This window comes from Haloferula sp. (assembly GCF_049672945.1).
In the GTDB taxonomy this organism is placed as follows: Bacteria; Verrucomicrobiota; Verrucomicrobiia; order Verrucomicrobiales; family Akkermansiaceae; genus Haloferula.
On sequence record NZ_JBATWY010000076.1, the window covers coordinates 43,259 to 55,515 of the forward strand.

The following is a 12,257-nucleotide window of genomic DNA, read 5'->3' on the forward strand; positions in this document are numbered from 1 at the left end:
GCCCGGACTCGGCCGAAAATCACGGAAAAAGAATATCCCGGTGATCAAACCCCTTCGCGGGATTGCCGACCACCCTCCTCCTCTGCTAGTACTCCTTGAAGTGACAAACCGCTACGAGATTCTCGACATCCTCAGCCAGGACGGCAGCGGCGTGTCTTTTCATGCCCAAGACAGGGAATCCGGCAAGGAAGTCGTCGTCCGGAGATTCTTCCCCTTCGGCACCGATGGCGGTGGCCTGCAGGGTGAGGAAAAGCTCGCCTACGAGATCGGAGTCAAACGGCTCCAGGAGATTTCGCACCCGGCCCTGCGCTCCGTCCTCGATGGCGGAACGGACCCCGTCGACGGCATGCCCTTCCTCGTCACCGAGTGGCTCGAGGGAGAAATGCTCAGCGAACGCATGAAGGACGGTCACCTCAGCCCCGAATCGGTCCGAGCGATCGCCGATCTGGCTTTGGAAACCTCTCAAATTCTTTCCGAAGCCTTTGGTGAAGAGGCAATCTGGATCGAAACCGATCCCACCACCATCATCGTTTCCGATCAGGACGCCGCCCGCCAAGTCACCTTCTGGATTTCTCCTCTCCGCTGGCTCGGCGATCCAAGCGTCCGCTCCGACCTCAAGCCACTGCTCGAAATGGTCGAAACCCTCTCTGGCTGGCGCGGCCAGATGATCTCCCGCAGCTCCGGTGCCGGTCTGGGTGCCTGGGTCAAAACCCTGCGAGACGAACCCAACACCTGGACTCTCGCCCAGGCCAAAGCCGCTCTGCACGAACCCGCCACCATCGTCGAAGCCTCGGCAGCCGAAGCCCAAGCCAATCCAGTTGCCGCCGCCCTTCCGCCCGCACCGGCACCCCAGCAAGTGGTCTTCGTCAATCGCCCTGTGATCTGGCCTTGGCTGCTCTCAGGTATCCTCGCACTTGGCGCGGCCGGCATCCTCCTCTGGCGCCAGATGAATCCACCCATTGCTCAAGCGCCAGCCATGGCCCAAGGGGAGCCTGCCCAGCGCACCTCCGCCGTGCCGAAATCCTCGCCGACTCCAGCGGCGACGACTCCGAAGCCGACTCCTACCCCAAAGGCGACCTCGAAGCCAGCAAGCAGCGAATCCAGTTTGGAAGCCATCAACCGACGAGCTGCCGAAATGGCCGCCGAGGCCGAAGCAAGCATCCTCATCACCAGTGGCGAAAAAGCCACTCTCGCGGGAATAGTCACCAGCACCGAATCAAGCAGCACTGGAAAATCCCACTACCTGCAGTTCAAGACAGACCAAGGAGATCAAGTCCTCTGGGCCATGTTTCGCAGCTCGGACTGGAAAGACTTCGACCTCGGGACCCTCAAGGACTTCGAAGGAAAACATGCCCGTTTCAGCGGCCGCTGGAGCCCGGAAAGCAGCCGCCGGAAAATGGTCCTCCGGATGACCAATCCCGAGCAGCTTGAGCTTCTCGATTGATTGACTCTTCGAATGGAAGCTCCCATCTCGATTCCCTCCGACTCCGAGCTCGCCGCCTGCGACTTCCTCACGCCCAAGGAGGTCCTGTCGCTATCAGCAGTCGGCATCCTCAGGGTCCGACAGCTCCTCGATTGGCTGCCGAAGCGCTACGAAGACCGCCGCCGCTTCGATGCCTTTCCCGCCGCACCCGGTGGCCCTGCCATCTGCATCCGCGGAACCGTCATCGATACCCGGAATCGTTTCGGCGGCCGGGTCCGCTTCTACGAAGCCATCGTCACCGACGCCTCCGGTCAGCCCGCCCTCGGCCCGGCAACCCTCACCTGCCGCTGGTTCAACATGCCCTTCCTCTCGAAGGTTCTCGCCGCCGGACAAGAAGTCATTCTCCATGGCAAACCCAAGGACTTCCAGGGCCGCATCGTGATCGACCACCCCGAGTTCGAAGTCATCAAGGACGACTCCGGCCCCTCCATCCATCTCGAACGCATCGTCCCCGTCTACCGCAACATCTCGGGCATCCCGCAACGTCGACTACGAGAGTTGCAGTACCTCATACTGAAAAAGGTCGTCCCGGGCACCCTCGCCTCCGCCTACGAGGTGGACGACAGCTATCCCTGCCACGAAGCCTACCGCGAAGTTCATTTCCCGGACTCGATCGAACAAACGGAAGCCGCCCGCCGCCGCTTCGCCCTCGAGGAATTCTTCGCCCTCCAGCTCAACGTCGTCTGGCGCCGCTCACGCATCCTTCACTCGAACGGTCGCGTGCTTGGCAAGAAGACCACCCTCCTTAAAGCCTTTTACCAAAGCCTGCCCTTCGACCTAACAGGTGCCCAGAAACGCTCCATCAAGGAGATCCTCGCCGACCTCCGACAAGCCCGGCCGATGAACCGCCTGCTACAAGGCGACGTCGGTTCCGGAAAAACCTTCGTCGCGGTGGCCTCGATGCTGCTGGCCATCGACTCCGGCGTGCAGGCTGCCCTGATGGCACCAACCCAGATCCTTGCCGAGCAGCACTACCTGACCTTCCGCCAATGGCTCGAACCGCTCGGCATCCGCGTCGCGCTGCGAACCGCCAATCGTCAGGAAAACTCCCACATCGACCTCGCCGGCGAGCCGCAGATCATCATCGGCACCCACGCCCTGCTCTTCGACTCGGTCACCTTCCAGGACCTCGGCCTGATCGTCATCGACGAACAACACAAGTTCGGCGTCCTCCAGCGCGGAAGACTTATCGCCCAAGGCACGCAGCCCGACGTCCTCGTCATGACCGCCACGCCGATCCCGCGCACGCTCACCATGACCATCTACGGCGACCTCGATGTCTCCATCCTCGATGAACGTCCCGCCGGACGCGGAAAATTGGTCACCGCCCTGCGCGTGAAACCGAAACAGACCGACCTCACCAAATTCGTCAAAGAACAGCTCGATCAGGGCCGTCAGGCCTACATGGTTTATCCTCTGGTCGAAGACAGCGACAAACTCAAGGCCGAGTCCGCCACCGCCGCCCATGAGAAGTGGAAGAAACGACTCTCCAAATATGAAGTCGGTCTGATCCACGGAAAGATCGATCCCGAGGAAAAGGAATCCATCATGCGCCGCTTCCGCGATGGTGAGATCGATGTCCTCGTCGCCACCACCGTCATCGAGGTCGGCGTCGATGTGCCGAACGCCAACCTGATGATCATCCATCATGCCGAACGCTTCGGCCTCGCCCAGCTCCACCAGCTTCGCGGCCGCATCGGTCGCGGTGAACACAAGAGCTACTGCATCCTTCTAACAGATGGTAAAAGTGAGGAAGCCATGGAGAAGCTCGGAGTCATGGCCAGGACCAGCGACGGCTTCGTCATCGCCGAAGAAGACCTTCGTTTGCGCGGACCCGGCGATGTCCTCGGCACCATGCAGAGCGGCCTCGGCGACCTTCGCTTTCCCGACTTCCTCGCCGACACCGCCCTCCTGCGCGAAGCCCGCTCGCTGGCTGATCAGGTCATCAGCGAAGACCCCACGCTAACAGGTCCGCACGCGAATCTTCTCGCCCTCATCCACGAGCCCCCGACCGATCCCATCGCCTCGGTCTGAGCGTAACGCGCAACGGAGCGCGTTCATCCTGAACGCTGCGGGCCGCGGACATTCTGTCCGCCTACCCGCCAACAGTCGGCAGAATGCCGACACCACTCAGTCGAGAGAATCTCGACGCTCCTCAGCCCCGCCCATCCCCCGAATCGCCTTCTACGGCCCCGGGATATTCCAAACGAACCTGTCGCTTGGAATAGCTGTAGATCGCCCGATCAGCGAAACTCTCCGGCATGACAACCACCACTCCTCACACTTTCGATATCAAAATCGATCGGAACGAATTTATCCGTGTCTCGGCAAAGGAGGAGGTCGTCACCGTCCGTCTCATAAGCACTCTCATACTATTCGTGGGCGCATTGCTCGTCGCGGGAGTACTTTCCGATGAAACATCCAAAGCTTGGGTTCCTTTCGCTAACCTGCTGGGCGCTATCGCGACCGGTGTCACGCTAGCGTGGGCCACGGGGACGGTCTACGCCAGCACCATTGGATACCGTCGCGGCTCACGAAGAGCCGACCAGTTTCGAGCACGGGTAGAGGGAGCTTTCCTTCGAATCATTGACCTCAAGTCTGATCGAAAAATCCACTTCAATCAGATCGTCGACTATCAGATTGATGAATCGGATTCTCCCAATGTTGCAACGCTCTCAATGAACACTAGCTCTGGAGGACGTGTCATCATCCCCGCCGTCATCAACGCCCTCGAAACGCGCGACCTCCTCGCTGAGGTCGATTCGGAGAGGGAATAGCCAAGCTGTTACCCGTCCTGCCAGTCCTCTAACCTCAGACCCACAACGCGCTCGAACTCTTGAGTGTTGTGGGTCACAAGCGTGACATCCAAAGCCAAGGCCTGACCGGCAAGTTGAAGATCATAGGGCCCGATTCTCTGACCCGCTTTCTCCAGATCCCATCGAACCCCCGCCGATCTCAAAGCCGAATCCCAATCGAAGGGAATCAAATGCAGCGGCTTGAGAAAAATCATTACCTTGCGAGCTTCGCTTTCCGGGTCTCGGCATCTCTCCACGCCAGAAAACAACTCAAAGACACTCACCATCGAAACTCCACAGTCGTCGGGCGAACTAGCACCCATCCGTCTGCCCACCTCCTTATCTCCACGTAGGACCCGGATGCATACATTCGTATCCAGCAAATACTTCATGCTCCCAGATCGACCGACGAAGGCAATTCCCCCTGATCCATCCGCACAAATCCGGGATCCTCGATTCGGATCTCGTCAAAATATCCTCTAGGCCAAACCTCGGCCTTGATCGGCTCAAGCAAAACCCCGTCGCCCAATCGGCGCACCGTTACCTCCTTCCCCTCAAACCTAAGAGCCTTGGGGATCCGCACGGCCTGCGACCGACCATTAAGAAAAACCGTTGTTGTCATATACGGTATATACCCTGCTTCCTTCGATCCGTCAATCCCCCCAAACGCCTCTCCCACTGCCACGCGCCTCGCTTTCGATCTCCTCGAGTCGCTGTTGCTGGCCGCTCCGCCGCAATCCACCAGGGACATCGCCTCCTTTGGTATGAATCCTCACCAGACCCTCGCGCACCAGTTGCTCATGCAGCCATCCCCCATCGGAAGTCTCGACAAAGGCGTGATACCTCCGGTCTTCGAAAGGGTCATCCCATTCGGTGAAAATCGTAAACGACTCCCCTCCCAAACGCTCATGAACGTAATTCTTCGCCGCAACGCCGATCTCCACCGCCCGCTCAGGCGACACGCCAAGATCGCGCGCCTGATCATTGATCCGGTCGTGGTTATTACGACCCCCACCGTAGCTCTTGAATGCCGACTCCGGAGCATCCACAAAATACAGGCGCAACTCCTCGACCCGACCATCCGGCAGCTTCACCTTGAAACTATCGCCATCATTCCGGCGATCATCCACCAGGCGGCATCCCTCAAAGCGCTCGTAGCGCCCATCGCTTGCAGCCGCCTGCTCCTCGCCCGCGATGACTGCCACGAGATCACGCTTGTGATCCTTCAGCCACAGCACTGCTGCCAGGATGATCAAAACCACGACTGGCCATGAAGCCTGCTTCGCCTGCACTCCCATGACTCAAAGCCCTTTGAAGCCCTTGTATTCAGGACAAGTCCCGATCGGCACGGCCTGCTTGCTCCATTCCTTGTTGAGCCGGCGGTACTTGTTGATGAAGGCCGTGGGATCCGCCCAGTTTTCGTAATCCCTGGGCACGTTGTTTCTCAGCATCCCGATCCGGATATTGTGGCGAATCTCAAAGTGGAGATGGGCCGCATACATCCCCCGGTTGTTGCCGATCGTACCGATCTTGTCCCCGCGTTTGACGGTTTGGCCGACCTTCACCTGCATCTCGCGCAGGTGTCCGTAGAGTGAGTCGCAGTACTTCACCTGACCGGTCGAGGGATCGCGATAGGCGTGACGGATGATCACCACATTTCCCCAACCGGCGCGGACGTCATACGCCCAGACCACGATGCCATTGGCCATGCTGTAGACCGGGTCGCCCATATCGGAATCCCCGCCTCCGCGTCCATTCCAATCCTCGCCGAAATGCACCGGCGCCCGCAGCCGCATCCCGCGCGCCTTGTAGTAGCCGGCCGCATTCGGCTTGCCGACGGGAAAATCAAAGCCATCAGCGATCGGAATACGAACCGTTTTGGCCTCCAAGGTAGCACTTCCGAAGCATAGCCAAACGGCCAGCAGCGCAAGTAGCCGACCCATGGGTTTGGTCTGGCGAAAAGTCACTCGCTCAAGTCCACGCCCCAAGAGCGGAGCGGGCAAGAGAAATCCGGCGGAAACAGGCCCGTGAAAATCCGTAATTTTCAGGATCACGGCCCTGATTCCCTAAACGGCGAAATTGCTGGATCCTGAGGTGACCCGACTCACGATTTTGGGACCGCGATGCAGTAGCTTGAGCGCATCACCGAATTGAACTGCGCCGGCAGGCCAGAGCCCTCGTTGGGATTGATATGAATATGGATTCCAATCGGATTCTCCTCGCTGTAATTCGATGGGACATAGGTCGTGGCTGACTCGGTGCCTGCTCGAAATCCAACCTGGGTCGCCACCGGAATCGTGGCGTCCAAGGCCTGCACGACACTGTCGAAATCGTTGTAAAAACGCCCGCAGCTTGATCTGATCCGGCGTGCTGAAATAGCCATCGACCGTCGCCGAATACTTCTCGCTAATGCTCAAAGTGCCTTCGTGGAGCGGACAGCTCATCGGCGAAGGACGAGCTGGTCTATCTTGGAGAAGGATCGAGTGGAGGAAGCTACGACCTCATGCAATTTCAGGGTGGCAACACGAAGGTCGTGGCCCACCGCTCCGAACGCCGGCGGCAGCAGCCTGATTCTGATCAAATTTCTCCGACCTAACAGATGGGTCGATGCCCGAGCCGACCTTACCAATGAAGGCAAGCCCATGACATTCCTCGTCGAGAGGAACGCAAGAAACGCGTTTTTTCCGCCTTAGGCGTCCTTGGCTGCCAGTTCCTTTGTCACTTTGGCAGGGTGCTTCAGCTTGGTACGAACGTCTTTAGGATTCATCAGTGCCACGACAGCTTCGTCCATTCCCAAAGCGATGAGACGCTTTTTCTGATCGTTGTGGCGCTTCCTTCTCGCTCCACCGGACTTGGTTGGGCGAGTCATGTTTTTGTTCCGCTGATTTGTCGTAGCCATGTCGGTATGTGGTTTCCTAGCTGAAAAAGAAGGACGAATTCCTCTTGATTGGCTGGAGGCCAGTCCCAAGAGGGCGGCTTCGATAGGTTTTATGACGGGCCGGGTCAACTGGAATCCTATTTTGGGTCTGAGTCGCCAAAAATGGTGCTGATCAGTCGGATTTTCCCCAATGACTGAGAGATGAAGCCATTATGAAGGGCGCGGCGACGAGGAGGCCGGGAAAAAGGATGGTCCCGCAGCAACGGCGACGGCAACACCGCCAGCATGTCGACGTTGCTGAGCATCTGACTGGAAACGCTTCCCGCATCGATCTAACCGGGCCTGCCCCTGTCCTCCTCTCTTCATCTGATGACCCTGCGAGTCAATGAAGGGCGTCAATAAATCCCCACTAATTTCTGACCTTCAATGAGATACTCGCCGTCGCGGCATTCCCCTTTCCGTCGAGCACCCGGGCGTAGAGCCGATAGGAACCCGGGCCGGGCGAGGTCACGGTGGCGCGTCCATCAGCTCCAACCTGCACCGTATTCGGGATGGCCGGACCACCTTCGGCAAGATCACCACCCACCGTTCGGTTCAGTTCATCCTTGAGCTCCCACTGCCAGATGAGCGGATCGCCATCGGGGTCGCTGGCCGGCAGGCGGGCCTCGAAGGTTTCGCCGGGCCGTGTGATGCGGCTTTCCGTCGAAAGCGTGAGCGACTCAACGACGGGACAACGATTCTCCGGGGAATCTGCCTCGAAAAGTTCATGAAACACCTCCACCTGAGCAAGCCGCTCGCCGGTGATCAGAAATTGGCCGAAGTAGGTGTCGGTCAGCTCAAGCTTCGAGTCCCAAAAGAATGAGTAGGACCCCAGACAGATATCGGGATGAGAAAGGATTCCCTCGCGGTAGATGCGGGCGTAAAGGGCACCCTTTTCCGTACTCGTCGCTTCGGCATGTGAACCCAAGCTGTCCTTCTGATAGAGCGGAGGACCATACTCAGTGACGATGCAGGGCCTGCCGAACTGATGTTTCGCAAGACGGGCCACTGCAGAGGTGGCACCATCGTAGGTATTGATTCCGATGATGTCGATGTCGGGACAGTAAGCGCCGACCGCCTTGACCTTGCTCTCGTCCTTCCCAAGCTCGGCGAGGACAATCATCGTCGGATGGTTGGGATCGATAAGCTTGATGGCTTTGGCTGCATCATTGATCGCCTTCCAGACGACAGGATCGTCATCCTGTTCGAGCTCAACCTCGTTGCCGACGCCCCAAATGAGCACCGCAGGATGATCCTTGAAGCGCTCGACCGCAGCGAGCATGTCGTCGAGCTGCTTCCGCACCTGCGCCGGGTCGTGGTAGTCGAAACCATGACGCTTGTGTCCCATCCAGTGGCCGAGGGTCACGCTGAGGCCGAGCTCATGGGCACGATCGAGCAACGCCGCCGTGTCGTCACCGATGCCCCAGGTGCGAATGGAGTTGCCGCCAGCAGCAACAAGGTCTTCCAGATGCTTGTCTCCCCCGGCACCCTTGATGAAGTAGGGCTCGCCGCTGCGGAGCAACTGCCACCCGCCACCAGCCTTCTTTTCCAGGCGTACGCTGGCGAGATCCGCCGGGTGATCCATGCCGCCAACGACTTCCTCCGACGTCGTCTCTCCGCTCAAAGACGGTTTGTCGCCACTGCGATTCGCCAGGGCCATGAAGGTCGCGAAGCCGATGACCACAGCTACGGCAATGACTCGGATCGGAAGATTGGATTCGGACTGGTGAATGCTCATATTCAAAATGCGGCCGCTTACTGCGTGACCTGATCGGGTGGACCGAGAAGCACGAAGATCCCGCAAAAAGTCGGACTATTTCGGCTGACGAATGATTCAGCGGAGAAACATGGTGTCATGATGAATGCTGGGAATGTCGGTAGTGAAGGATTCGATTTCTACGGGAACTTCGCGGCGACTTGATCAGCAAATGTAATTTCGTGCAATAGTTGACCGGATTTGGGTTCGAATCAGCCCTTTCTAGCCAATCGGAACAGACGGCGCCCATGTTCGTGGCAAAGGCCACCTTCGGATCTAATCGCGCAAGTTCATGCGGACGCGGTAGGGACCGCCTTTACCGTCGGCCCCCCGCTCAGACCCGTACGGAAAGAACCAACTCCTACGGCTCCTGCACGGTAATGCGGAGTGTGTGGCGGCATGGAGGGCCCCTTTGGGGAGGACCCATGACGGTGGGCGCACTCCCAATTACGCCGCGCACGTCACAGGTTCACCGGCTTGTCCGCCGGAGCCGAGGCACGAGGCGAAGGAGGAAGGCCAGCAGCTCGCGTGATCAGCACGCCAGTGGGGGTTTTGCAGCGGCGCGGAGCCTGACCCGAATGACTGACCCCATTGACATTGATGGAGAAAAATCTAACAAAAAAATCAACGATGAACGGCCTTAATCACGTGCCATTCGTAACTGATCCCTTTTACTCGCTTTTACCTATTCGTGGATAGCGATTTGACGAAGGCTTCGAGCTCGCCGGGTTCAATAAGCGTACTAGGATAGGCAGCCGTGATGCTGAAACCTTCTTTACCATTAGTAAGATAGACGAAGTAACTTCCGATATATTTCCCTGTCTCACCCCTTAAGTCTGCCCTCATCCGCTCTTGAGGCGCGTATCCCTCCCACTGACCCCAATTCACCTTCCTTAGTTCCAACAACTTCTCCACTTTGGCTAAGTCAGTTGATCTGATCCAACCTGCCCCAACAGCAGTTTTCGCATCGTCAATTTTACGAGTGCGTTCCCGCTCTGCCCGCTCCAGACAATCCTCCAGCTTATATCTGGTCGGGAAGACCTTCAAGGCTCCACCTGCTCCGACTAAGCGGAAACCTCCGGCTATGCCGAGAGCATCCGTGCTTTCCGCTTCAATCTTTCCAGCTCCCGGCAGGGTGCAGTAGCAGGTAACACCCTTTAGAGAAATCGCAACGCGCGTTTGTCCACCGACTCTGATTGATGTATCCCTAGTTACCTCAATCAATTGAGCTTCTTCAAAAACCTTGGGCACGCCAGAATCTTTATCCTTTCTTTCCGCTTCGAGGAAAACATCAACGAGTTTGTTGGTCTTATCGTCAAGATCTTCCCTGGAAATACTGAAGGTTCGATTGTCGACGCTGCGCCGAACCGTAAGAGCCTTCTCGTTAGCCGAAATGATTTCAGCGTCAAAAGCTCTTCCTTGCTTATCCCTGATCTCAATTGCAGCAACATTGGCGCTAACGAATGCAGCGATCATCAGCAAGCAACTAATAACTTTCATAGCTTCTGATAGATTCGAATGATAGCTCCCTTCAAGGATAAACTGAAAGGGGTCTGAAAAGTGAAAAGGGGTCAGGTGCCGCATCGTAACATCTTCTCCAGATCACGGACCTTTTTCATCTCTCGTTTCGCCCTCCGAAACGTGCCGATCAGGCGACTTACCGAGCCGATATGACCCATCGACAACCGTTCCACAATCCAGCGATTGCCGACCGGGGTGCGCTCCCGCAACAAGACCGCAACAAGAACCTTCCCCTCGTGCCCCTTCGGCAAGGCCAGGAGGCCAGCGGAATCAAGCGGCAGCTTCAACGCCAACAAGGCTCGCTTCGCCAGATCTTCCGCGCCCGCCTCATCATGAGACCGGGCAACCCGATCCCTACCGACAGGCCGCTCTTCCCGCTCTCCTACCAGCGAGCGCAACTTGTCAGCAAAGGCTCGGCTCTCCCAAATACCAACCACGCCTCAAGGCTTTCGTCGCCTCCTCATCGATCTCGCCTCCTTCGTTTTGGGCCCGCCTCTCCAACCACTCCACGTAGGCTCGCCGACCCCTCCCATCCTTCATTAGTGAGCAGTAGTCAGACTTGTTCCGTAGAATCGCTTGAGGAAGATCTGACGACGTTCTGCCTCTGGTAGGTCGACGGAGATTCCGGACCAGACGAGCTCGCGTGCCGTATCGGTCATCTGGCAACCGATGATGAGACGTTCGGCTCCGGTCTTCTCCATCATCTTGCGGAAGAGGTGTTCGTTGAGATCTGCCGGGGTGTCCGCTATCGAGAAACCCGTGTCAGCATATCGGTCAGGTTCAATTTTTGAGACCATGTCTTCAGATAGTAAAAATCGGCACCGGTGGCGAGTAGGTTTTCGACATCGGAAAGTTGGCGTTCGCTCGGTGATTGGCGGGCCCAGTCGAGCTTGGAGAGGATGAGATCTTCCTTGCTGACGATCCAGAGCGAGGAGCCTTGGACTTCGATACGCTGGCGACGCTCGAACTCGACGAGGCGGTAGTCCTCACGCTTGCGGATCATGAAATCCACTTTGATCAGGCTGTCGTTGTGGATGACGTTGAAGCAGGTTTGGTGGAGGACCGCTTCGCGGGCAGCTACGGGGCTGAAGTAGAAGTCTTCTCCGAAGATTTTGGGGAGCGTTTCGAGATCCTTGAGATAAAGGGCGAGGACGATGTCGATGTCCCGGGTCATCCGGGGTTGAGCGTAGTAGTTGAGGGCCATGGAACCCGTCAGCATGTAGTCAAGTCCCGCCTTCTCTAGCCGATGGGTGACGTCGAGGAGAAGGTCGAGTTCGGAGAGCATGATGTCGTGGTTTGGCTGCGTGGATAGGAATAAGACGGGCAGGAGTATCCTCGCTTCCCGCAGATGTTGCAAATTACTTCCCCGCCTTCGGCTCAGCAACTCCTGGAATCGATCTCAGCACTACCCTCCCGCCAACTCGTATCGCCACAGTCTCGCCATTTGAGGAAAATGGAAGGAGAGGAGGGAGCCGTTGAATAGGGACTGCGAACCCTCGTTTCTCGGGACCCCTTTGAAATGCTCGAAATCTAGGACCGACCTCCTTGAGGAAATTGACGCCCATGCTTGAAAAACGGGACCGACCCGAATGGCACGTGATTAAGGCCGTCCGTCGTTGATTTTCTGTTAGATTTTGCTCCACGAAAAACCCTGCCGACGGTAGCTTCAGACGTGACTCAAAAAGAACCGTTCCTGACAGGGTTTTCCAAGCACCTTTGTGGCAAAGCAAAGCGCTCCGCGCAAGCCGTTATCTCCGACTTCCGCAAACGTTCCGCACGCCGATC

At 57.6% G+C, this 12,257-nt stretch carries 13 protein-coding genes; 3 read left to right on the forward strand and 10 right to left on the reverse strand.

Annotation, left to right across the window (positions count from 1 at the left end; all coding sequences use genetic code 11):
• Positions 1-40 precede the first annotated feature (40 nt).
• The 3 genes from WBG04_RS06440 to WBG04_RS06450 all read left to right on the forward strand — a co-directional run bounded on the left by WBG04_RS06440 (position 41) and on the right by WBG04_RS06450 (position 4,260).
• The gene (locus WBG04_RS06440; RefSeq protein WP_424313559.1) at positions 41-1,444 is read left to right on the forward strand and encodes a hypothetical protein; all 1,404 of its coding nucleotides are present in this window, start codon (positions 41-43) and stop codon (positions 1,442-1,444) included.
• Between the two features lie 12 nt (positions 1,445-1,456).
• Positions 1,457-3,517, forward strand: a complete 2,061-nt coding sequence (gene recG / locus WBG04_RS06445; RefSeq protein WP_424313560.1) for an ATP-dependent DNA helicase RecG — start codon at positions 1,457-1,459, stop codon at positions 3,515-3,517.
• 227 nt (positions 3,518-3,744) lie between these two features.
• Positions 3,745-4,260: a hypothetical protein gene (locus tag WBG04_RS06450; RefSeq protein WP_424313561.1), complete on the forward strand. Its 516-nt coding sequence runs from the start codon at positions 3,745-3,747 to the stop codon at positions 4,258-4,260.
• An 8-nt stretch (positions 4,261-4,268) separates the two neighbouring features.
• On the opposite strand, the gene WBG04_RS06455 is transcribed toward WBG04_RS06450, so the two are convergent.
• The 10 genes from WBG04_RS06455 to WBG04_RS06500 all read right to left on the reverse strand — a co-directional run bounded on the left by WBG04_RS06455 (position 4,269) and on the right by WBG04_RS06500 (position 11,757).
• On the reverse strand, positions 4,269-4,670 hold the full coding sequence (locus tag WBG04_RS06455; protein WP_424313562.1) for a type II toxin-antitoxin system VapC family toxin: 402 nt from the start codon (positions 4,668-4,670) through the stop codon (positions 4,269-4,271).
• Positions 4,667-5,029: an antitoxin gene (locus WBG04_RS06460; RefSeq protein WP_424313563.1), complete on the reverse strand. Its 363-nt coding sequence runs from the start codon at positions 5,027-5,029 to the stop codon at positions 4,667-4,669. Before WBG04_RS06460 ends, WBG04_RS06455 begins: the two co-directional genes overlap by 4 nt.
• Positions 4,932-5,540 (reverse strand): thermonuclease family protein, encoded by a 609-nt coding sequence (locus WBG04_RS06465; protein WP_424313564.1) that lies wholly within the window; start codon positions 5,538-5,540, stop codon positions 4,932-4,934. The genes WBG04_RS06460 and WBG04_RS06465 overlap by 98 nt, the downstream gene beginning before the upstream one ends.
• 39 nt (positions 5,541-5,579) lie before the next feature.
• On the reverse strand, positions 5,580-6,221 hold the full coding sequence (locus WBG04_RS06470; protein WP_424313565.1) for a murein hydrolase activator EnvC family protein: 642 nt from the start codon (positions 6,219-6,221) through the stop codon (positions 5,580-5,582).
• 161 nt (positions 6,222-6,382) lie between these two features.
• The gene (locus WBG04_RS06475) at positions 6,383-6,661 is read right to left on the reverse strand and encodes a hypothetical protein (protein WP_424313566.1); all 279 of its coding nucleotides are present in this window, start codon (positions 6,659-6,661) and stop codon (positions 6,383-6,385) included.
• Positions 6,662-6,967: 306 nt separating this feature from the next.
• Positions 6,968-7,147, reverse strand: coding sequence for a hypothetical protein (locus WBG04_RS06480; RefSeq protein WP_424313567.1), 180 nt, complete (start codon positions 7,145-7,147; stop codon positions 6,968-6,970).
• Positions 7,148-7,565: 418 nt separating this feature from the next.
• Positions 7,566-8,933: a glycoside hydrolase family 2 TIM barrel-domain containing protein gene (locus WBG04_RS06485; protein WP_424313568.1), complete on the reverse strand. Its 1,368-nt coding sequence runs from the start codon at positions 8,931-8,933 to the stop codon at positions 7,566-7,568.
• Positions 8,934-9,632: 699 nt separating this feature from the next.
• Positions 9,633-10,451: a hypothetical protein gene (locus WBG04_RS06490; protein ID WP_424313569.1), complete on the reverse strand. Its 819-nt coding sequence runs from the start codon at positions 10,449-10,451 to the stop codon at positions 9,633-9,635.
• A gap of 560 nt (positions 10,452-11,011) precedes the next feature.
• Entirely contained in the window at positions 11,012-11,176 is a 165-nt protein-coding gene (locus WBG04_RS06495; RefSeq protein ID WP_424313570.1) for a hypothetical protein, read from the reverse strand.
• A gap of 41 nt (positions 11,177-11,217) precedes the next feature.
• On the reverse strand, positions 11,218-11,757 hold the full coding sequence (locus WBG04_RS06500; protein WP_424313571.1) for a hypothetical protein: 540 nt from the start codon (positions 11,755-11,757) through the stop codon (positions 11,218-11,220).
• Between the last annotated feature and the right edge of the window lie 500 nt (positions 11,758-12,257).

Coding starts and splice junctions, on each gene's coding strand:
- recG (WP_424313560.1), top strand. CDS start 1,457: ATGGAAGCTCCCATCTCGATTCCCTCCGACTCCGAGCTCGCCGCCTGC.
- WBG04_RS06450 (WP_424313561.1), top strand. CDS start 3,745: ATGACAACCACCACTCCTCACACTTTCGATATCAAAATCGATCGGAAC.
- WBG04_RS06455 (WP_424313562.1), bottom strand. CDS start 4,670: ATGAAGTATTTGCTGGATACGAATGTATGCATCCGGGTCCTACGTGGA.
- WBG04_RS06460 (WP_424313563.1), bottom strand. CDS start 5,029: ATGTCCCTGGTGGATTGCGGCGGAGCGGCCAGCAACAGCGACTCGAGG.
- WBG04_RS06470 (WP_424313565.1), bottom strand. CDS start 6,221: ATGGGTCGGCTACTTGCGCTGCTGGCCGTTTGGCTATGCTTCGGAAGT.
- WBG04_RS06475 (WP_424313566.1), bottom strand. CDS start 6,661: ATGGCTATTTCAGCACGCCGGATCAGATCAAGCTGCGGGCGTTTTTAC.
- WBG04_RS06480 (WP_424313567.1), bottom strand. CDS start 7,147: ATGACTCGCCCAACCAAGTCCGGTGGAGCGAGAAGGAAGCGCCACAAC.
- WBG04_RS06485 (WP_424313568.1), bottom strand. CDS start 8,933: ATGAGCATTCACCAGTCCGAATCCAATCTTCCGATCCGAGTCATTGCC.
- WBG04_RS06490 (WP_424313569.1), bottom strand. CDS start 10,451: ATGAAAGTTATTAGTTGCTTGCTGATGATCGCTGCATTCGTTAGCGCC.
- WBG04_RS06495 (WP_424313570.1), bottom strand. CDS start 11,176: ATGATGGAGAAGACCGGAGCCGAACGTCTCATCATCGGTTGCCAGATG.
- WBG04_RS06500 (WP_424313571.1), bottom strand. CDS start 11,757: ATGCTCTCCGAACTCGACCTTCTCCTCGACGTCACCCATCGGCTAGAG.